The 20,340-nt window shown below is 33.5% G+C and carries 21 protein-coding genes and 1 riboswitch; of the genes, 10 read left to right on the top strand and 11 right to left on the bottom strand.

Translation table 11 applies throughout. The annotated features are described in order from the left end of the window. The first annotated feature begins 132 nt into the window (after positions 1–132). The 6 genes from MUA37_RS03115 (at position 133) to MUA37_RS03090 (ending at position 5,703) form a co-directional block, all read left to right on the top strand. Entirely contained in the window at positions 133–828 is a 696-nt protein-coding gene (locus tag MUA37_RS03115; RefSeq protein ID WP_142019452.1) for a helix-turn-helix transcriptional regulator, read from the top strand. A gap of 183 nt (positions 829–1,011) precedes the next feature. Then, the gene (locus MUA37_RS03110; protein ID WP_142019451.1) at positions 1,012–1,338 is read left to right on the top strand and encodes a hypothetical protein; all 327 of its coding nucleotides are present in this window, start codon (positions 1,012–1,014) and stop codon (positions 1,336–1,338) included. Between the two features lie 98 nt (positions 1,339–1,436). Continuing rightward, positions 1,437–2,504, top strand: a complete 1,068-nt coding sequence (locus MUA37_RS03105) for a MupG family TIM beta-alpha barrel fold protein (protein ID WP_142019450.1) — start codon at positions 1,437–1,439, stop codon at positions 2,502–2,504. After that, complete coding sequence (gene murQ / locus MUA37_RS03100) at positions 2,485–3,372, top strand: N-acetylmuramic acid 6-phosphate etherase (protein ID WP_142019449.1); 888 nt, start codon at positions 2,485–2,487, stop codon at positions 3,370–3,372. The genes MUA37_RS03105 and murQ overlap by 20 nt, the downstream gene beginning before the upstream one ends. Positions 3,373–3,394: 22 nt before the next feature. Further along, entirely contained in the window at positions 3,395–4,825 is a 1,431-nt protein-coding gene (locus MUA37_RS03095) for a PTS transporter subunit EIIC (RefSeq protein WP_142019448.1), read from the top strand. Between the two features lie 2 nt (positions 4,826–4,827). After that, positions 4,828–5,703 carry a MurR/RpiR family transcriptional regulator gene (locus MUA37_RS03090; protein WP_002510095.1) on the top strand — a complete coding sequence of 292 codons (876 nt, stop codon included), beginning with the start codon at positions 4,828–4,830 and terminating at the stop codon, positions 5,701–5,703. A 138-nt stretch (positions 5,704–5,841) separates the two neighbouring features. Here MUA37_RS03090 and MUA37_RS13355 read toward each other — a convergent pair whose 3' ends face one another. From MUA37_RS13355 to MUA37_RS03080, 3 genes are all read right to left on the bottom strand, one after another. After that, the gene (locus MUA37_RS13355; RefSeq protein ID WP_107376767.1) at positions 5,842–5,967 is read right to left on the bottom strand and encodes a transposase; all 126 of its coding nucleotides are present in this window, start codon (positions 5,965–5,967) and stop codon (positions 5,842–5,844) included. A 186-nt stretch (positions 5,968–6,153) separates the two neighbouring features. Beyond that, positions 6,154–7,569, bottom strand: a complete 1,416-nt coding sequence (locus MUA37_RS03085) for an alkaline phosphatase (protein WP_002510096.1) — start codon at positions 7,567–7,569, stop codon at positions 6,154–6,156. A 227-nt stretch (positions 7,570–7,796) separates the two neighbouring features. After that, positions 7,797–9,173 (bottom strand): amino acid permease, encoded by a 1,377-nt coding sequence (locus MUA37_RS03080; protein WP_002510097.1) that lies wholly within the window; start codon positions 9,171–9,173, stop codon positions 7,797–7,799. A 288-nt stretch (positions 9,174–9,461) separates the two neighbouring features. Between MUA37_RS03080 and MUA37_RS03075 the strand changes: the two genes are divergently transcribed. Both MUA37_RS03075 and MUA37_RS03070 read left to right on the top strand, forming a co-directional pair. Beyond that, positions 9,462–9,821, top strand: coding sequence for a hypothetical protein (locus MUA37_RS03075; RefSeq protein WP_002510098.1), 360 nt, complete (start codon positions 9,462–9,464; stop codon positions 9,819–9,821). Next, positions 9,818–10,003, top strand: a complete 186-nt coding sequence (locus MUA37_RS03070) for a hypothetical protein (protein WP_002510099.1) — start codon at positions 9,818–9,820, stop codon at positions 10,001–10,003. The genes MUA37_RS03075 and MUA37_RS03070 overlap by 4 nt, the downstream gene beginning before the upstream one ends. Before the next feature lie 130 nt (positions 10,004–10,133). On the opposite strand, the gene MUA37_RS03065 is transcribed toward MUA37_RS03070, so the two are convergent. From MUA37_RS03065 to MUA37_RS03055, 3 genes are all read right to left on the bottom strand, one after another. Next, positions 10,134–10,325: a hypothetical protein gene (locus tag MUA37_RS03065; RefSeq protein ID WP_002510100.1), complete on the bottom strand. Its 192-nt coding sequence runs from the start codon at positions 10,323–10,325 to the stop codon at positions 10,134–10,136. A gap of 14 nt (positions 10,326–10,339) precedes the next feature. Beyond that, positions 10,340–10,975: an HAD-IA family hydrolase gene (locus tag MUA37_RS03060; RefSeq protein WP_002510101.1), complete on the bottom strand. Its 636-nt coding sequence runs from the start codon at positions 10,973–10,975 to the stop codon at positions 10,340–10,342. Between the two features lie 144 nt (positions 10,976–11,119). Further along, positions 11,120–12,034: a bile acid:sodium symporter family protein gene (locus MUA37_RS03055; protein ID WP_002510102.1), complete on the bottom strand. Its 915-nt coding sequence runs from the start codon at positions 12,032–12,034 to the stop codon at positions 11,120–11,122. A 242-nt stretch (positions 12,035–12,276) separates the two neighbouring features. Here MUA37_RS03055 and MUA37_RS03050 point away from each other — a divergent pair, with 242 nt between their 5' ends. Beyond that, positions 12,277–12,813, top strand: coding sequence for a hypothetical protein (locus MUA37_RS03050; RefSeq protein WP_002510103.1), 537 nt, complete (start codon positions 12,277–12,279; stop codon positions 12,811–12,813). Positions 12,814–13,066: 253 nt separating this feature from the next. On the opposite strand, the gene MUA37_RS03045 is transcribed toward MUA37_RS03050, so the two are convergent. Beyond that, positions 13,067–14,662 (bottom strand): alpha-glucoside-specific PTS transporter subunit IIBC, encoded by a 1,596-nt coding sequence (locus tag MUA37_RS03045; RefSeq protein ID WP_002510281.1) that lies wholly within the window; start codon positions 14,660–14,662, stop codon positions 13,067–13,069. 209 nt (positions 14,663–14,871) lie between these two features. On the opposite strand from MUA37_RS03045, the gene MUA37_RS03040 reads away from it, so the two are divergent. After that, complete coding sequence (locus MUA37_RS03040; RefSeq protein ID WP_002510282.1) at positions 14,872–15,633, top strand: MurR/RpiR family transcriptional regulator; 762 nt, start codon at positions 14,872–14,874, stop codon at positions 15,631–15,633. Positions 15,634–15,803: 170 nt separating this feature from the next. Here the strand turns inward: MUA37_RS03040 and MUA37_RS03035 are convergent, their stop codons facing one another. The 4 genes from MUA37_RS03035 to MUA37_RS03020 form a co-directional block, all read right to left on the bottom strand. Next, positions 15,804–16,319: an SRPBCC family protein gene (locus MUA37_RS03035; RefSeq protein ID WP_002510283.1), complete on the bottom strand. Its 516-nt coding sequence runs from the start codon at positions 16,317–16,319 to the stop codon at positions 15,804–15,806. Between the two features lie 148 nt (positions 16,320–16,467). Then, positions 16,468–17,769, bottom strand: a complete 1,302-nt coding sequence (locus tag MUA37_RS03030; protein WP_002510284.1) for a Na+/H+ antiporter NhaC family protein — start codon at positions 17,767–17,769, stop codon at positions 16,468–16,470. 71 nt (positions 17,770–17,840) lie between these two features. After that, positions 17,841–17,944, bottom strand: a riboswitch (SAM riboswitch). Between the two features lie 83 nt (positions 17,945–18,027). Further along, the gene (locus tag MUA37_RS03025) at positions 18,028–18,639 is read right to left on the bottom strand and encodes a flavin reductase family protein (RefSeq protein WP_021459703.1); all 612 of its coding nucleotides are present in this window, start codon (positions 18,637–18,639) and stop codon (positions 18,028–18,030) included. 295 nt (positions 18,640–18,934) lie between these two features. Then, the gene (locus MUA37_RS03020) at positions 18,935–20,056 is read right to left on the bottom strand and encodes an amidohydrolase (RefSeq protein WP_142019444.1); all 1,122 of its coding nucleotides are present in this window, start codon (positions 20,054–20,056) and stop codon (positions 18,935–18,937) included. Positions 20,057–20,340 lie beyond the last annotated feature (284 nt).

Here is a 20,340-nt window from a genome sequence, read left to right as displayed (position 1 = left end):
TAACCTTTCGTAAAATGTAAGCGTTTTCTAAAAATTTATTTGTAACTTTTTTGTAAAATGCCTAAGAATGTCGTCACCATCGTATTTATGCTATAATAAATGTAATATGTAATCAATGGGAGGTGACTTTCTATGAATAAGCGTGAGCGACAAAATAAGATTGTTAATGCCATTCATCATAATAAACAAATTTCTGCATCTGATTTAGCTAAACATCTGGACGTCTCAAAGCGGACAATCTTAAGAGATATTCAAGATTTAGAAGACCAAGGTGTCAAAATATTAGCTAAACATGGTAAATTGGGTGGTTACCAGTTACAAGAAGCACAGCAAAATTACGCCATTGAACTTACAGAAAGTCAACTTTCTGCATTATTTTTAGTATTAAATGAAAGCCAATCTATTTCATCTCTTCCATATAAAGAAGAAATTCATGCAATTATAAAAAAATGCTTAAATTTACCATATAATAAATTGCGTAAAACTTTAAAAAAATTAGACCGTTACATTAAATTTGATGACCAACATCACGAAATATTACCAACCTTATTTTCTGATTTACTAATTTATTGTACCGAACGTAATGTTATGGCAATGGAATACTCACATTCTAATGAGCATACGCAGACAGAAAATGTCATTTTTATTGGATTACTGTGCGAACAAGGCCTATGGAAAGCGATTGTCTTTGAAATAGGATCTGGCCGTACAAATGAAATTCCAATTGTTGCTATTCAAGATATCGCATACTCTTTTGAAAAAAAGATCAAAACACATGATATATCAATTAAAAATTATAAAGAGTTTTTAAACCCAGCTGAATTGTAAATTCATAATATAGCTAAACGCTAGTTATTAGTAAAGTCGCATATTTGCACACCAAATCAACATCCATCTGATTGATAATGTAAATATGCGTCTTTAGTTTATTTATATTATCAATCCTTTCCACTTCTTCAGTTATACTTCTTACTTTTAAACACTTCATTACATTTTCATAAGGAGTGCCTCATGTCAAAACAAGTTTACAGTCATATTAAGAATCAACTCAAGCACCTACTCACTTTATTAGAACTTTTTAAATATAAACTAGTAATGGAAGATACAGATATAATAATTACTCAAACAGAACTCCAACAATTTATTAATCAAGCATATAATTATGCCACAATTCATTTTCAATCAAACCAATGCCCACTCATCCAAAATTACCTCCACATGATAACTGACTTACAACAAAATCCCATTTCCCTACTGACTGTTGGTAATACTTATAGTTATATTGATAATTATCAAATATGTGTATATAAACTCTACGAACAATTTGTGCATTTCTGAAATATTGTTACATATTGAAATGAGTTTATTATTCATATTGTAATATATTTTCAAATATAATATAATGTAAGCGATTACAAATATCAGGAGGGATAGCTATGCATGGTTTCTCTGTTTATTTAGGACAGCCTATCAATCAACGTTACATAGATAATTTGATTAGCCTAGGCTATGATACTATCTTCACTTCTATTCAAATTCCTGAAGAAGATGAAACTACTAAACTTATATATTTACAACAATTATTGTCTCACTTACAAGATTGTTCAATTACTTACATTATCGATGTACAACCTACGTTACTCAATCAACAACTCTATGACTTATTGCATCAATATCAAAATTCTCGTTTTTTAATACGCATTGACACAGAAACATCATTAACCGCTGTCAACGAGATCATTCGCCATAACTTTGAATGTTGTCTAAATGCCAGCACAATTGATGCAACCTTGCTTGTTCACCTTTCCAACCATGTCGTTAACTTCAAAGCAATTAGTTATTGTCATAATTATTACCCACGTCCAGATACTGGTTTAAGTTCACAGTTTGTAACCGCACAAAATTCACTTATTAAAACATTTAATCCAAGTGCAGAAATTTTTGGATTTATCGCCGGTACAGAAAAACGTAGTCCCTTACACAAAGGGTTACCTACAATTGAAAAAACGAGATGGACTCATCCGTTATGTAGTGCACAAAATCTAATCGATACAGGTATTGATGGTGTCATCATTGGAGATACATCGTTAGCCAATCATTATGCAGAAAGATTAATAAAACTGTTACATGACCGTCATTTTATCTTGTCGCTTGCTCATATTGAACCATATAGCGAAGACATTTTATTTCAATCGCATACTGCACGACCAGATAATCCAGAAAGTGCTATACGCTCGCAAGAAGCACGACTGTATAAATCTCAGCAAATAGCACCTAATAATAATTTAAACAGAGTGTTCGGTGACATAACATTAGATAATCATTTAAATGGGCGTTATGAATGTGAGTTGCAAATTATCAAAGAAGATTTACCAAAACATCCACATGTGAATTGCGTGGCACGTATCTCTGCAGCAGATCACCCTCTCATACCATTGATAAAGCCAAATGATACATTTGAATTTCAAAAAGGAGTTGCAGACAATGAAACATTTAACGACTGAAAATAGAAATGAAGCTACGATGCACTTAGATGAAATGAGCATTGAAGATGCACTAACTATTATGAATGAAGAAGATCAACGTGTACCTCAAGCAATCAAACAAGTTATCCCGACGCTCAGTAACATTATCAACTTGACGGCAACACAATTTAGTAAAGGAGGAAGATTAATTTATATGGGCGCTGGCACAAGTGGCAGATTAGGTGTACTAGATGCTGCAGAATGCGTTCCTACTTTCAACACTGAACCTACTGACATCATCGGACTTATCGCAGGTGGCGAAAAAGCTATGACAACTGCAATTGAAGGTTCCGAAGATAACGAGACATTAGGAGCAACAGATTTAAAAGATTTAGCTTTAACTTCAATGGATGTCGTCATTGGTATTGCAGCAAGTGGTAGAACACCGTATGTTATAGGCGGCTTGCAATATGCACAATCTATAGCCGCACAAACTGTAGCAATTTCTTGTAATACAGCAAGTGAAATTAGTAAACACGCTGATTATCCCCTAGAAGTTAATGTTGGTCCCGAGGTATTAACTGGTTCTACACGCTTAAAATCTGGAACTGCACAAAAGTTAATATTGAATATGATTTCCACGATTACGATGGTACGTTGTGGTAAAGTCTATGATAATTTAATGATTGATGTTCGACCAACAAATGAAAAGCTTGTACACAGAGCAATCGGTATCATTCAAGATATTTGTGATATTAATTCAACACAAGCACAGCAACTATACGACAAAGCTAATCAAAATTTAAAAGTAGCAGTAGTAATGCATTTATGTGATATAGATAAATCTGCAGCTGAAGCGAAATTAAGTGCACATAACGGTGTAATTAAACAAGCAATACAATCATAAATTAAACAAAGCGGGTGATAGTATGGCAAATGAAAAAAAATTAGCGCATTCAATTATTGATAACGTCGGTGGTATGGAAAATATAGACAACATAATTAATTGTATGACGCGCATACGTATAAAAGTTCATGACGAAAGTAAAGTCGAATTCGATAATTTAAAAGCAATTGATGGTGTAATGGGAGTTGTTCATGATGACCGCATCCAAGTCATTGTCGGTCCAGGAACCGTAAATAAAGTAGCTAACGAAATGGCAGCTAAGAGTGGTGTGGCATTAGGTGACACGATACCGCACGATTATAAAGCTGCAGCTGAAGCAAAAGCAAAGATAAACAAGGAATCATATCAACAAAAGCAAAAGCGTGGTAAATTCAACAAACTCCTCAAAACTATTGCTAATATATTTATACCTTTAATACCAGCATTTATTGGGGCAGGTTTAATTGGTGGTATAGCCGCTGTTCTAAGTAATTTAATGCAAGCTGGTCAAATTTCAGGTGATTGGATAACACAACTTGTGACAGTTTTCAATGTCATTAAAGATGGTATGTTAGCTTACTTAGCGATATTCACCGGTATTAATGCAGCAAAAGAATTTGGCGCAACTCCTGGTCTTGGTGGTGTAATCGGTGGTACTACATTGCTAACAGGACTAACCGATAAAAATATGATTACTAACATTTTTACCGGAGAGCCACTACAAGCAGGACAAGGTGGTATTATTGGAGTTATCTTCGCTGTATGGTTACTCAGTATAGTAGAAAAAAGATTGCATAAAATCGTACCAAATGCAGTCGATATTATAGTGACACCAACTGTTACATTATTTATTATTGGTCTATTAACAATCTTTATCATAATGCCACTGGCTGGCTTTATTTCATCTGGTTTAGTTTTTGTTATTAATTGGATTATTGGTATAGGTGGTATTTTCAGTGGATTTATCATAGGTGCCTTTTTCCTACCACTTGTGATGCTCGGTTTACACCATATCTTCACCCCTATTCATATCGAAATGATTAACCAAACTGGCGCAACTTATTTATTACCAATAGCAGCAATGGCTGGTGCCGGTCAAGTAGGTGCTGCCTTAGCATTATGGGTAAGATGTCGCAAAAATCAAACATTACGCAATACATTGAAAGGTGCACTACCAGTTGGATTTTTAGGTATCGGAGAACCTTTAATATATGGTGTTACATTACCACTAGGTAGACCTTTCTTTACAGCATGTATAGGAGGCGGTATAGGTGGTGCTGTCATAGGTGGCATCGGACATATTGGTTCTACCGCTATTGGACCTAGTGGTATCTCATTATTACCACTCATTTCTGATCACATGTATTTAGGCTATATAGCTGGTTTACTCGCTGCTTATTTAGGTGGATTTGTTTTCACTTATTTACTCGGAACGACAAAAGCTATGCGAGAATCTGACCATTTAGGTGATTAATTATGACAAATATTTTCCATCAAATCGATAACAAATATTTTGAATTAACCAAAAGCGAGAAGAAAATTGCAGACTATATTTTACAATCACCGCAACACATTATTTCCATGTCAGTACAAGATTTAGCGGAAACTGTAAATACAAGCACCGCTTCCATCGTAAGATTTAGTAAGAAAATGTCTACTCAGGGGTTTCAAGACTTAAAAATTGCTATTTCTAGATACTTACCTACTGATAATATGAGTAATCATCATATCGAACTGAAAGCTGGAGAATCAGTAGAAACACTCACCAATAAAATGATTTCGCGCGCAACAAGTACAATGCACGCTGCAGCACAACATATTAACGCCAATATCGTTGATCAAGTCTGCTATGCATTAAAACATGCTAAGACAATCTTTTTGTTTGGTTATGGTGCTTCTTCCATTACAGCAGAAGATTTGTTTCAAAAGTTTTCGCGAATTGGATTGCCGGTCAGATTAATTAAAGAAACACATTTGTTTATGACTACACTCGCAACACACGGTGAACAAGACTGTATTATTTTTATTACCAATCAAGGTAATCATAGTGAGTTACAAGCAATGATTAAAGTCGCCAATGATTATCATATTAATATTATTACAATAACAAGCTCTTATAATAATTACATTGCTTCACATGCTAATTTTACAATCATCTATGGTACAACCGATGAAAATGAATTACGTATGGCTGCTACTACTTCATTATTTGCCCAATTATTCACTGTAGATATTTTATATTATCGCTTTATCGCTTTGAATTATAATGAAGTTTTAGATGCTATAACACAGTCAAAAATGGCACTTAATAATTATCATAAACATATCTCAAAAATTAAATTCAAACATTAAAAAGCAAAGTGCTGTAATAAGCACTTTGCTTTCAAAATGTAGACAAACTTTAGGTGAACGTGACTAAGGTTCCTCTATTTATATCTATTGGATGATTTTATTAAATACCAGTAGTCTTTCAGAGCATTACCACTCCTTTTAATAACCACATTGCCATTTTTTAAGATTCATGATTCCACAAATTAGTGTAGTATCCATGGAAACTTTTATAATTCCTCTGTATCGTTTCCCTTTACGACCATGTTGCTTTTTTGCATCACTGATTTTTTTCTATTGTTGGAGTGCATAATTTATATATTATTGGCAGTGATTTGGGCGGACTCCTGCGGGAATAGCACTAGCCGAAGACTACAGGCTAACGCAGTGATCGCGGAAAGCGTGCACAAAAAACTGCCAACAAAATAAAAGCAAAGTGCTGTAATTAGCACTTTGCTTTTATTACTTCATTGTTTATTGTTGAAAGAATTCAAAAATATTTTTGGCATTGTCTGTATTATCAATATTACCTTTGAATTTTTCCGAACCTTGACCCATAGCATAGGTATTTACATCTTCACCAGTATGCCCATATGTTGTCCATCCAGTATTAGATTTATCATTGATAGGTTTTTGAATCGCGTCCTGTAATTTTTGTAATTGATCTTCGTATTCAGAATCGTCTTCTTTTAACCCTTTCATATTTTCAGCTTCTTCTTTAATATCCGACATGTTATCTTTAGAAATTTCGAAGCCGTAACCTTCATTAATTACTTTTTCTGGATTTTTACCATCTGCAATTTGTTCTGTCATATATTTACCAGAATGCTTCATACTATGAATCGCATCTGGATTCCATTCATAATCTTCACCTTTAGCGACTGACATTCCACCAGTAGCATGGTCAGCTGTAGCTACGACAAGTGTATCAGGGTTAGATTTGGCATATTCGGTAGCATGTTTAAATGCTTTTTCAAATCCGCCCATTTCTGACATTACACCTGTAACATCATTAGGATGTCCTGCTTTATCAATTGAAGCACCTTCAACCATTAAGAAGAAACCTTTATCATTTTTAGATAAACGGTCTAATGCACTTTTTTCCATATCTACAAGTTCTGGATTTTTATTAGGCGCATCTATGTTTAATGGCATATCATTTTTAGCAAACAATCCTAATACTTGATCTCCCTTAGAGTTCTTCAAGTCATTTTTGTTTTTAACAATATCATAACCATCTTTTTTAAATTTCTTAGTTAAATCACCGTTATCTTTACCAAAGTATTCTGAGCCACCACCTAGTAAGACATCTACTTTATGTTCACCATTTATTTTATCATTATAAAATTGTTGTGCGATTTCGTCTTTTTTATCACGATCATCTACGTGAGAAGCATAAGCTGCCGGTGTAGCATCTGTAATTTCAGCAGTTGACACCAATCCAGTTGATTTACCATTTTCTTTAGCCTGTTCTAATACAGTTTTAACTTTTTGCTTATTGGCATCTACTCCAATAGCACCATTAAATGTTTTATGGCCAGAACTGAATGCTGTAGCACCTGCTGCAGAGTCAGTAACATTTTCTTTTGGATCATTGGGATTTGTACGTTGTGTACCGACTAAATGTTCATCAAAAGCTGTTTTGTCCATCTCTTTTGTATTTGGGTCATCTGCAAAATAACGATATGCTGCATTATAAGAAGGTCCCATGCCATCGCCCACTAGGAAAATCACGTTTTTAGGATTTTTAGTGTTCCCAACGTATGATACTTCGTCTTTGTTTTTTGCTGATTCTTTACTTGAAGCTTGAGAGATTGAAGACGTTCCAATAGAACTAGCAGCTATAGAAGTCGCTAACGATAATGTCGCAATTTTCTTCCACATATTCATGCTAAAAAACTCCTTTAGGATATGTATTTGTTAATCTATGGTTTATTTTAATAAACTTTTTTTGAGATACTATTGAGATAACATTAAGTTTGTGTAAATAAGACGGTTTAATGTAAACAAGTGAGCGATAAATCGAAGCATTACTTCGATTTATCAACTCACTTGTTTTTAATTTCATAGTTCGCCTTTAAAGTAGTCTTAAAGTACAAACGAGAAAATTATTAAATTTAATCTTGTTGTTTATGATAACCTTTCACAAAATAGAAAGTTGTCACAAACGCTAAGAAAATTATACCAATTACTACTGAAACAACTGTTTCTTTATTAAATAACATACCGATAAGTACAATAATTAAAAATGCCATTGTTATATAATTTGATAACGCGCCTCCAGGCATTTTGAAAGGATGGCCTTCTAATAAAGCAGGGTTCCCTTTACGGAACCGTAAATGGCTTATTAATATCATAAACCAAGGTACCATACCTGGTAAGATTGATGCACTATATACATAAACAAATATACTATCTGCACCTTCGATAAACATTGGCAAGATTACGTTAAGTAATGCACCAATTAAAATACCGATAGCAATTGCTGTTACAGTATAAACAGGCACACCATTTTTCATTACTTTCAAGAAAATCTTAGGCATTTGACCGCGCTGTGCTAATGTATACGCCATACGACTAGCACTGAATATACCAGAGTTACAACCTGACATCGCTGCAGTTAATACAACAAAGTTAATTAAACCAGCTGCAATAGTAATACCTACTTTAGCGAATGTTGCTACGAAAGGACTTCCTAGATTACCAAGTTCATCCCAAGGATAAACAGTTACAATAACAAAGATAGCACCAACATAGAAAATAAGTATACGCCAAATTACACCGTTTACAGCGCTTTTAATATTTTTTTGTGGATCTTTTGTTTCACCAGCAGTAATACCAATTAATTCTACACCTTGGTATGAACCGATAACGATAGATAATGCAAAGAAGAATCCAAGCCATCCATTTGGGAAGAACCCACCATTAGCCCATAAATTAGATAAGCCAATCGCTTCGCCACCATTACCTAAACCAAAGAAAATAATGCCGAAACCTGCAATAATCATAAGAATTATTGTTACTACCTTAATCATTGCAAACCAAAACTCAAATTCGCCAAAAGCTTTAACCGAAACTAAATTTGCGCATAATAACAATGCTACGACAATGACTCCAGGAATCCACTGTGGTAAATCCGGGAACCAATAATTCATATATTGTCCTACAGCTATAACTTCACTCATCCCGACGACTATCCATTGGAAAATGTTACTCCAAGCAGTCAAATAACCTGCGACCGGATGTATGTAATCACTCGCAAAGTTTGCAAAGGAACCTGTAGTTGGATATAGATAAACCATCTCACCCATAGCTCTCATTACTAAAAATAAAAAGATACCTGCAATTAAATATGCAAATATTACTGAAGGTCCCGTCCATTTAATTGTACTTGTAGCCCCCATAAATAGTCCAACACCTATAGTTCCACCAAGTGCAATCATTCTAATTTGACGCGCACTTAGCCCCCTATGTAATTCATGTTCTTCATTCATTTTATTTAAACCCCATCTCTTTCAAATATAAGTGAGAAACAACACCTATGCATGTCGCTATTATACTATAAATTCTAAAAATTTAAACGATATTTTTTGTATATGAAAGCGTTTTCATTTCCCGCTATTTATTCTATAATATTTTTACAATAATTGCAAAATGTATTTTTTTAATTATTGGATTCTTACAAAATGTAATAATCAACGCACAGTCGCATTACACAATACACTTGCACTTAAATATGATATGTTATAATTCAATTTAGCTTTAACTTAAAGGAGTCCCTTATGAATAAACAATTACTACGCCGTACAATATATACATCAATCGTTTTTGGTTTACTATTTTTCTTTTTGAATTACTTTGGCTCTCAAAATGTCAATGTAGCGCCACTTATAGGTAAATCAATATTAGCAACATGTGTGCTAGCAATTTTATACTTCACATTATTTTCTATGATGCATACACCTGAATTAAAGTTCAAATTTGGTACAACCATACCCATTGCAATGTTGCTTAGTATTTTAATAAGTAGTCTGTTTGGAGCTATCAAAATTGGTATCATAGCAGGCTTGCTTATAGGCGTAATTGCTGGTTATATTTGGGTCTTTATCGAATCAAAGCGTAACGGAGGTGATTCGAAGTGAGTATCTTTTTAGGTATCGTTATTATCATTTTATTAATTGTGAGTCTCATTCCTAACCTCAAAGCAGTTAAAAACAGTAAGCAAACTGGTGAAAAAAATCCTAGATTTGCAATTATGATTGGCATAGATGCAATTTTACTGGTCCTAGTAATTGTAACGTTAGCTTTTCAATTTTTTAAGTAACTAAAAATATACATGTCTATTAAGCGACCGAATTTCTAAATTATTTAGCAATTGGGTTGCTTTTATTTATGTGTCACTGTTGTATCAACGATTGAATACTAGTTGTCTCGTTAACAATGGTCGCTTATGATTAAAACTGATATTGCAATATCAAATAATACAATGCAGTTGCACCTAATAGATATACAACTGAACCTATAAAAAATGATCTTACTTGAATATGAAATGGTATTGTTTTGTTAAAAATTGGGCCCAACACTAAATTACCGATAGCAAGTATTAATGGACCTCCTAAAAACAAAAGTAAAATATATAAATTCATAATGACGTACCTTCTTATTTAGTAAAATAATCAGCAATAATTTCACGTGCGGTTACATTTTTACCGATGAATGGGACTGAACTAAAATCTTGTGCTACTGTCATATCATTCGTATTTACAACGACATCTAATCCAGCTGTAACTGCTGCAGTTGCACCATTAACGGAATCCTCTATTGCTAAACAGTTCACAGGGTTATAATTTAAACGTTGTACTGCAGTTAAATATAATTCAGGATTAGGCTTAACTTCTGCAACGTCTTCTCGCCCTACTATCACATCTATATACTGCTCTAAACCTAGCTTATCGAATGTTGGTTGAATATCCGCGCGATAACTACTTGTAGCAATTGCCATTGGAATATGATGTTGTTTTAAAAAGATCATTAGTTGTTCAATCTCGTCATCGATAGGTAGATCGACACTCGTACGATTGTGGTCTGTGTAGATTGCCTCTTTAGCCTCTTTACCTAATTCCTTCTCTAAGTAGTCATGTAATTCAGTAGCTGCACCGCCTATAGAAGACCTATAGTAATCAAGTGATAAAGGTGTACATTCATGTGCTAATAAGTGTTTATTAATAATTGTAAATAAATGTTTCTCAGTATCTATAATTGTGCCATCAAAATCAAATACTACAGCTTTATACATGGTCATACCTCCTTAATGATATGTTTCTTAATTTAGTCTATCATATTTTATTTTGTAACACTCTAGCAAAACGAAAGACGCTCTCTCCCCATTAAGTAAAAAGCGTCTCACAAACATACATTATTTTAGTATAAAGTCACTTAGTTATTTTTTAGACCAATATCTAGCTAAAATAGGACCCGATATATTATGTATCAAACTAAATACCGCTCCAGGTACTGCTGCTAACGGATTAAAATGGACTGTTGCCAGAGATACAGCTAATCCAGAATTTTGCATACCTACTTCAATCGATACTGCCTTTTTATCAGCTCTATCTAATTTAAATAGTTTAGCAAATGTATAACCTAAAGCATAGCCAATAATATTATGCAGTATAACTACTCCAAAAATCAGTAAGCCAGTTTGTAATATTTGTGATTTACTGCCACCGACAACAGAGGCCAAAATAAGCGAAATGGCTACCACAGAGACAATGGGTAATGCAGTAGCAGTAGTTGTAGCAAGATTCTTAAATAGTTTCTGTAAAACAAAACCAATAATAATAGGTATTAATACTACTTGTACCACTGACCACAACATACTTCCAAATGAAACCTCTAACCATTGATTAGCAAATAGAAAGATTAAAGCTGGTGTGATAATGGGTGCTAATAATGTAGAGACACTTGTTATCGCTACTGATAATGCTACATTGGCATTCGCTAAATAACTCATAACATTACTCGAAGTCCCCCCCGGACAACATCCTACTAAAATGACGCCGATAGCTATCTCAGGTGGCAAATTAAATATTTTAGCAATGGCAAATGCAGTTATTGGCATAATTGTATACTGCAGTATGACGCCTATAATAACAGCACGCGGTGCTTGAAAAATAATTTTAAAATCCTTAGGGTCAATAGTTAACCCCATCCCCAACATAACAATCCCTAATAAATAAGGTACAAATTGACTCACTGTCGCTAATTGCGCTGGAAAGACAAAACCTATAATGGCAGCGAGTAACATCCAGAACAAGAATGTGTTGGTTGCGAATCTACTTACCTTTGTTAACATCATTCAACACTTCCCTTTTAATAGTAATAAAGAAAAATGTATCACATTTTAGAATTTAGCACAATACGTTTTCAGAAAATTGCAAAGATTTAGATTTATATTGTTCATTCCAAAGACCTAGTGTCAGAAAGAAAAAAGAGTGGTACAATTTAATAGAATTAGAAGTGGGTAAAAAATAAAACTCCATTAAAATATTATGCTAATTACACTTCATATATTATTTTTCAGTTCGGAGGGTTTTGATGTTTATAGATAAAACTGAGACTTATATCTTAAATATTGGGGAATTAACAAAGCGCAAACAACGTAATAAGTTATTAAAATTATTGCGCCAGATTACTTTTTGTAAGTCCATACAACACTCAATAAAAAAGAATAACTCAATTTACACAGTAGAAATTATTTTACCGAAGCAACAGTTACCATATGTTATCACTTATCTCAGTCTGCACAACTACACAATCTTTCAAATTTTAACTTCATCAGAACTCGATACATTATTCGATTCAACTCAATTGCCATTATCTTCAAAGCGCTTTGAATTACAAATTGATGGTTTAAATGATGCATTCATCAAAGATAAAGTTATAGATATTATTAACGTGTTAGACAATACAGAAGCTCTATCCTATACATTCACAAAAAATCGCATTAACTTACACTGTTCTGCTGATACATTTTCAAAAATTATTTATCACATTGCTATCCGTAATATTGATATACTTAAAGCAATTTATTTTCCACGCGTTGCACACAAAATGAAATCACATATATCGTAATAATTTACGTTTATTGTATAACATCAATTTAAAGTTACATTAATTACTTGAACTTTAACGTAACCGTGCTAAAAACTAAGTACAAAAAGAGACTGGGACGAAATTAATTCGTCCCAGTCTCTTTTCATAATGCCCATAGATGACCGAACTGAAAATATGCTTAACTTAATCTTTTTACTTTAGTCATTATAGACGGAGAGGAGACCACGAAAACTTTTTATTACCATTAGATCTCTGTCTCACTCTCCTTTTATTATGCTTCATCTTCAGTAAATACCATATTTTCAAATGCTTCTCTTACTTGTGGTACTGACATTCCAACAATAACTTGAACGTTTTTACCACTTTTTACTAATCCATGTGCCATCTGATTATGAATAAAGTAATCATTATCTTCTACTTTTTCTTGGTCTTTCACTGTTAAGCGTAATCTCGTCGCACAATTTGTGACATCTTTAATGTTCTCTGCGCCACCCAATCCTTGTAAATAGTAATTCGCTTTATCAGTATATTCATCGCCTGTAGCTGCATAAACAGAATCATTAGCACCTTGTTTTTCTTTGTAATCTTGCTTACTATATAACTTCACTTCTGATTTCTCTTTATCACGACCTGGTAATGGTATATTAAATTTCAATATTAAAAATCTAAATACTACAAAATATATACCTGTAAAGATTAAACCAATAATTATTTGGATAACATAAGTTAACCAATGGTTTTGTGCTAGTGGAATCCAATTTGTAGCAAAGAAATCAATAAGTCCGCCACCAAAGTTTCCTACTAAACCAAAGCCATACATAATTGTATCCATTGATGCTGATAGGATTGCATGTAATACAAATAAATATGGAGCAATAAATAAGAATGTGAATTCTAATGGCTCAGTAATACCTACTACCACAGCTGTTAATGTTGCTGGAAGAAGTAAAGCTGCAATTTTCTTCTTGTTTTCAGCAGGTGTAGTTGAATACATTGCCAACGCTATACCAATTGATCCGAATACTTTACCGTTACCTTGTAACATAAAGCCGTATGGAAACTGTTCTTTTAATGGTTTAGTACTATTGGCAAATTCATTAACGTGTTTAAACCATTCTGCTTTTAAACCATGATTTACTACTACTGGTCCTACTTCTATTGGAGCGTAAATAAAATGATGTAGTCCTGTTGGAATCAACACCCGTTCTAGGAAATGGAATAACCAGACGCCAATAAAACCAGAGCCTACAATAAATCCTTGTAATGATGTTATACCAGCTTGAATCGTAGGCCATACAATACAAGTAAGCAACGCCATAGGAAGCATAACAAAAAATGAAATACTTACTACAAACGTTAATCCTTGGAAGACACCTAGCATTTCAGGTAATTTTTTATTGTAGTATCTATTATGTATCCAAGTCACTATACTGGAAATAATAATACCACCTAAAATATTTGTATCTAATGTTTCAATACCGGCAATAGCTTTTAATCCTGTAACGTTTTCTACGCCTTTTTCTAAATTGGCACCAAATGTATGTGGCCATTGCGTTAAAATCGCATTAATAAAAGTATTAAACATTAAATATCCCATTAATGCAGCTAACGCAGCATGTCCCGGTGCTCGCTTAGCTAGTGAAATAGGTAAACCTACTACAAACACAATTTCCATATGATTGAAAATTGTCCAGCCACCCGATTCAATCACTGACCATATTTTAAACCAAGTTGTTCCATCCTCTGCTATACTTCCCATAATTGCTGGATTTTTAAATAATGTAGCAAATCCTAGTACAATACCAAAGAAAGCAAACATAAGTACCGGTACAATCATGGCACTACCAAAACGTTTTATAGCATTCATTACTGCCACCCCAATTCATAAAATTAAATCTCATTAATCAAATACTGTTATTTACAACTTTGACCGTATACAAGTTGTATGTCTTAACAACATCTTAAGGTAAACGCTTACATATAAACAAGGGTTTGACTTAAAATTGAAATCTTTTGTATAATCAGATTATATTTTCAAATGAAGGAAATATTTTCAATTATGAAGAGGTGAATGCGTTGTTACTAGACGAACGCTTAAATAACAATTTCGAAAAGTTAAACGATAACGATATACAAATTGCACATTATGTAAATACACATATACGAGAATGTAAAACTATGAAAATCCAAGAGCTTGCTGCACGTACGCATGCTTCCAATGCTTCAATACACCGGTTTACTAAAAAATTAGGATTCGATGGTTATAGTGATTTCAAGTCATACTTAAAGTTTGAAACAGAACATCCCTCACAGTTACCATCCGATTCCATAGACCAATTCAAACAAGAAATATCCAATACATTCTCATACTTGGAACGTGTGGATTATCACTTAATTACAGATAAAATCTACCACGCAGACACGATTTATTTATATGGTACAGGTTTAGCTCAAATGAACGTAGCACAGGAAGCTCGACGTATACTATTAACTATCCATAAAAATGTAATAGTCTTACATGATATTCATGAATTTAAAATGATATTAAATAAATCGACAAATAAAGATATTTTCTTCATTATTTCTTTATCAGGTGAATCACAGCAATTAACCGAGATCACCAATTATTTGCAAGTGAGACAAAAATATTTCTTTTCTATCACAACGTTAAAAGATAACAATTTAGCACAAAAAGCCAATTATAATATTTATGTTTCTAGTAATACTTTCTATTTAACAGATGGTACCGATTATTCAAGCTTTATTAGCTATCATATATTTTTTGAAACTGTACTACGCAAATACCACGAACGTATGGTGCAACAAAATTTCACATAAAAAAGACGAAGCGATATCAAACATTACTGTCTGCCATATTGCTTCGTCTATTATCAAGGTGACTAGATTGCTAATACTTAGTATATAAATGTGTTCAGCATATAGTCACCTATTTATATATACTAAATTGTTGTATTTATATTCCGCGCACTATAATTTTAATTTATTCTTTAAATATTTTTATAATTTTCACGATAGTCTTCAATTGTTTCCTGTAGCCTATCGAATAACATTTCGAAACCATGAGCTGTTGAATCATGATATTCTTTTTTCTTTTGCTTATATTCTAATTGCGTCAATCGTCGCTCTTTAGGAACTATCGCACTATACGTAAATAGCATTTGTGTAATACCAGCTTCACGCTCAAATATTTCAACTTGAATAGTATCTTCACCATCACTCAGTTCTGGCATGCCGATTGTCATTTCAATATAGTCATGCGGTTCAAGGGTAACGAATGTCCCTTGGACTCTATTTGCTTTCCCTTTGCGTACATCAACAATTTCATATTTACCTTCTTCACGCGCATCAATTGTTATACTTTGATTCGTCCGTTCAGAAGTCATAAACCAACGTTTCAAAAATTGTTGCTCAGTCCAAGCTTGATATACCAATTCTGGTTCAACTTTAAACAATCGTTCCAATTGTACTTGCACATTATCATTCTCAATGTTGTACTTGGCCAAAATAGTCACCTACCTTTAATCTTACCTTTATCTTACCGTAATACTCATCAATTCAAAACTGTAACGTTTCAAATAAAATTAGTAGTTGTAGTTATAGTTATTAACTAATATATTTTATCGTCAAAACACTAGAACGTCAAAGTAATCGCTACTTTTGTGTTTTTGGTTTTAATTTTGGTAGTTTTAAGAAAATAGCAACTAAGCCACAAAGACCTAATAGCATTGGATAAAAGCTATATGGCACCAATTCTAATGGAGATACTTTTGCTACACCTGCAGCAGCAATAAGTTGTGGACTATATGGTAGGATTCCTTGGAAACAACTAGCGAAAATATCTAAAATACTTGCGGATTTTCTTGGATCCACGTCATACTCGTCAGCAATATCTTTTGCTAATGGGCCTGCCATCAATATTGAAATTGTATTATTAGCTGTAGAAATATCAGCTGTACTTACTAAACCAGCTATACCTAACTCTGCCCCACGCTTTGATTTCACTCTATTCCGAACAAAATTCAATAACCATGCAATGCCGCCATTATGTTGGATAAGTGCTACAAGTCCACCAATCATTAATGCAATGATGGCAATATCTTCCATACCTATAATACCTTTAGAAATAGATTGTAATAAACTCGTCCACTTAAATGAACCATCAATCAGACCTATAATTGCTGATAATAACGTACCACCTATTAACACAATTACAACATTAACCCCTACTATCGCTAAAATTAAGACCATAAGATAAGGCAATACTTTAATAAAGTTAAAATCATAATTTTTTGTGTCAGCAACTTGTGTACCTTGTGTCAAAAACCATAGCGCGATAATAGTTAAGAGTGCACCCGGCAGAACAATTTTAAAATTGACTTTAAATTTGTCGCTCATTTTTGTTTTTTGAGTACGTACTGCTGCAATAGTAGTATCTGAAATCATAGATAAATTATCACCAAACATGGCACCGCCTACTACTGTAGCCATAGTAATTGCTGAAGATATGTCTGTCGCTTGACTAAGTCCAAAACCTACTGGGGCAATGGCTGCAACAGTACCAACTGATGTCCCCATTGAAATCGATACAAACATCGAAATTACAAACAACCCTACAATTAATAAATTCTCAGGTATCAATGTTAATCCGAGATTAACAGTAGATTGTACGCCTCCCATATCTTCCGTTGTTTGTGAAAAGGCACCCGCTAAAATAAAGATCAACACCATTAAAATAATATTAGGATGACCTGCACCTTTTGTAAAAATATCTATTTTTTCACCAAATGGCTTTTTCCTATTTTGTACCAAACCAAAAATTGAAGCAATGACAATTGCTACATTTAATGGCATCGTAGTAAAATCACCTGTAATAATACCAACGCCTAAAAATAATAGTACAAATACTATTAATGGCGATAGTGCCCAAAAACTACCTTGTTGTAATTTACTCATAACTAACCTACTTTCTTCATATTAAAAAAGCTCTTTCCTTATTGAAGAAAAGAGCGGCATTAGACCTTGTCATCTTATCTTCTAGCAGTATGTTTGCTGCTACTGGAATTGGCACACGCATTACCATGTTGCCGAAGCTTCCTAGGGCCAGTCCCTCCACTTCTCTTGATAAGCTATTTAAATTCGTTATTACGTTACAACATTTTAGATAGTACGTCAACAGTTTGTAGCTAAACTATTAACTGAGTAACTATAAAATTAATTGTTTGGTCTAATTATCGTAAATGTTTCACCTATGTGAGCATAATCATTACCAGCTAATCTACTAACAGCTTGTAAAGTGTCAGGGTTTATTTTACTGTCTTCAAAATATACATCATCAGCTATATGAAACATGACTACTTCACCAATAATAAGATCAGAACCTTCAAGCTTATCACCTAGTGGGATGATTCTATCCAGCTTACACTCCATACGTACTTTAGCTTGTGCAATCCCTGGTACATCTACTGCTTCAGAATCCACAAGATTTAATGATGTTCTTTCTAATTCATTTAATTCTATAGCAATAGGAGCTGCCGTCTTATTTACTTCTTCTACAATATTATTATCTGTAATATGAACAACAAATTGTCCGGTTTGCTCTATATTTACTGAAGTATCTTTTCTTTTCCCATTTGCTCGCGTTGTTGAAATCATTATCATTGGGGGCGCACTATTCACCACGTTAAAAAAACTAAATGGTGCTGCATTCATTACGCCGGTTTCGCTTTGAGTCGTGACAAAAGCAATGGGTCTCGGAATGACACTACCACTTAATAATTTATAATTCTGTTTTTTAGTTAATCCTTGTGGGTCAATTCTTTTCATTTGTTCATACTCCTAATTCAATAATAAGCGATTCCAAATACTAACAAAATTCAATGCTAATACAAGTTACTCTTATGTTTAATCTATTTGTATACCAATAGAATTTCATAACCTTGATAAGACATTTTACCGCCATAAATCAAGGGGTATTCCCGTACTAATTATTCTTGTTGTAGTAAATCAGCATTAGAAAATTTAATTCTTAGATTTATATTAGACATAAACACACTCGCCTATTAAATTTTTATACTTTTGTTTACCCCAAAACGCTGGTAGCAATTACATATTATACCATTCATTCGTTTAATAATTTTTGGACAAATGCTACAAAATAATCAGGTACTAATCGTAATATTTCTTCGTTCGGATCATATTTTGGGTGATGTAAATCATACATACTATCTGACCCAATAAATGCAAATACACTTGGGTACTGGTTTGAAAAACCTGAAAAATCTTCTCCTATAGTTAACGGTTTATCCATTATTGTGACGTTATAACCAACGTTACGAGCCACATCGATAGCATCCTGTGTTAGTTGTTCATCATTTACCACTGCTCCCGGCAGTTTATGATAAGTTAGCTCAATTTCCACATCAAAAGTTTGCGCAAGGCCATCACATATTTGTTGTAAACGTTGTTCTATTAAATGTTGTACTTCCACGTCAAACGTACGTACTGTACCTTGTACATAAGCATTGTCAGCAATTACATTCCATGTATTACCTGAAGACACTTCACCGATAGTCACGACACCTTGATCAAAGGCAGATAAATTCCGACTTACTATTGATTGAATACTAGTAATGAGTTGGCCTAAGACGATTGTTGGATCATTACCTTGTTCAGGTTTAGCAGCATGTGCACCTTTACCATGGATTGTTATTTCAAAACGGTCTACTGCTGAGGTCACCGTTCCTTGTTTGATAGCAAATTCACCGACAGCTAATGAAGGATAATTGTGATAACCTAATACTGCTTTCACACCTTCCAATGCTCCAGTATTAGTAATACTATATGCGCCATGTGCTATTTCTTCTGCAGGTTGAAAAATAATGCGTACACGACCATTTAATTGCGTTTCCATAGCTTTAAGTTTTATTGCTACGGCTAAAATACTTGCCATATGAATATCATGACCACAAGCATGCATTACGCCTTCTGCAGTCGATTTAAAATCATGTTCAACTTGTTCAATTATAGGTAAAGCATCTATATCAGTACGTACCGCTATAAACTGCTCACCTTGTCCGACTTCAGCAACTAAACCTGTATCCAACGGCAAATCTAATATTTTAATATCATATGATTCCAAAATAGTTCTAATTTTTTTAGTTGTTTCATATTCATAATCTGATACTTCAGGATATTGATGTAAAAGACGTCTCCATTTTACATAATCATCAAAACTTGTCATCCCTTCTCACTCCTTTGATATTGTCGATGTGTATATTTTATAGAAACATATAGTTCTTATTCTGCCTTAAAACAGCTTTCCATTTATACACATGACTACTTTTATTAAATAACCGACTAAATCAATCGCTTTTATTTACTATAGCCTATTATAGCAAGAAGTAATAACGAATAGTTTAAACTTGCTCGTTAAAAAGCTAAGCTATTTTTTCCAACAAGCACATGTTAAAACGTTAAATTACTCCCATTCGTAGTTTTAAACAGAGACTATGTAAATTAATTTAT

Source organism: Staphylococcus arlettae, assembly GCF_025560845.1.
Taxonomy (GTDB): Bacteria; Bacillota; Bacilli; order Staphylococcales; family Staphylococcaceae; genus Staphylococcus; species Staphylococcus arlettae.
This window is presented reverse-complemented; position numbering and strand designations above follow the sequence as displayed.

Excerpts from the sequence above, each read along its gene's own strand:
- MUA37_RS03115 (WP_142019452.1), top strand. The coding sequence starts at position 133 with ATGAATAAGCGTGAGCGACAAAATAAGATTGTTAATGCCATTCATCAT.
- MUA37_RS03110 (WP_142019451.1), top strand. The coding sequence starts at position 1,012 with ATGTCAAAACAAGTTTACAGTCATATTAAGAATCAACTCAAGCACCTA.
- MUA37_RS03105 (WP_142019450.1), top strand. The coding sequence starts at position 1,437 with ATGCATGGTTTCTCTGTTTATTTAGGACAGCCTATCAATCAACGTTAC.
- murQ (WP_142019449.1), top strand. The coding sequence starts at position 2,485 with ATGAAACATTTAACGACTGAAAATAGAAATGAAGCTACGATGCACTTA.
- MUA37_RS03095 (WP_142019448.1), top strand. The coding sequence starts at position 3,395 with ATGGCAAATGAAAAAAAATTAGCGCATTCAATTATTGATAACGTCGGT.
- MUA37_RS03090 (WP_002510095.1), top strand. The coding sequence starts at position 4,828 with ATGACAAATATTTTCCATCAAATCGATAACAAATATTTTGAATTAACC.
- MUA37_RS03085 (WP_002510096.1), bottom strand. The coding sequence starts at position 7,569 with ATGAATATGTGGAAGAAAATTGCGACATTATCGTTAGCGACTTCTATA.
- MUA37_RS03080 (WP_002510097.1), bottom strand. The coding sequence starts at position 9,173 with ATGAATGAAGAACATGAATTACATAGGGGGCTAAGTGCGCGTCAAATT.
- MUA37_RS03075 (WP_002510098.1), top strand. The coding sequence starts at position 9,462 with ATGAATAAACAATTACTACGCCGTACAATATATACATCAATCGTTTTT.
- MUA37_RS03065 (WP_002510100.1), bottom strand. The coding sequence starts at position 10,325 with ATGAATTTATATATTTTACTTTTGTTTTTAGGAGGTCCATTAATACTT.
- MUA37_RS03060 (WP_002510101.1), bottom strand. The coding sequence starts at position 10,975 with ATGTATAAAGCTGTAGTATTTGATTTTGATGGCACAATTATAGATACT.
- MUA37_RS03055 (WP_002510102.1), bottom strand. The coding sequence starts at position 12,034 with ATGTTAACAAAGGTAAGTAGATTCGCAACCAACACATTCTTGTTCTGG.
- MUA37_RS03050 (WP_002510103.1), top strand. The coding sequence starts at position 12,277 with ATGTTTATAGATAAAACTGAGACTTATATCTTAAATATTGGGGAATTA.
- MUA37_RS03045 (WP_002510281.1), bottom strand. The coding sequence starts at position 14,662 with ATGAATGCTATAAAACGTTTTGGTAGTGCCATGATTGTACCGGTACTT.
- MUA37_RS03030 (WP_002510284.1), bottom strand. The coding sequence starts at position 17,769 with ATGAGTAAATTACAACAAGGTAGTTTTTGGGCACTATCGCCATTAATA.
- MUA37_RS03025 (WP_021459703.1), bottom strand. The coding sequence starts at position 18,639 with ATGAAAAGAATTGACCCACAAGGATTAACTAAAAAACAGAATTATAAA.
- MUA37_RS03020 (WP_142019444.1), bottom strand. The coding sequence starts at position 20,056 with ATGACAAGTTTTGATGATTATGTAAAATGGAGACGTCTTTTACATCAA.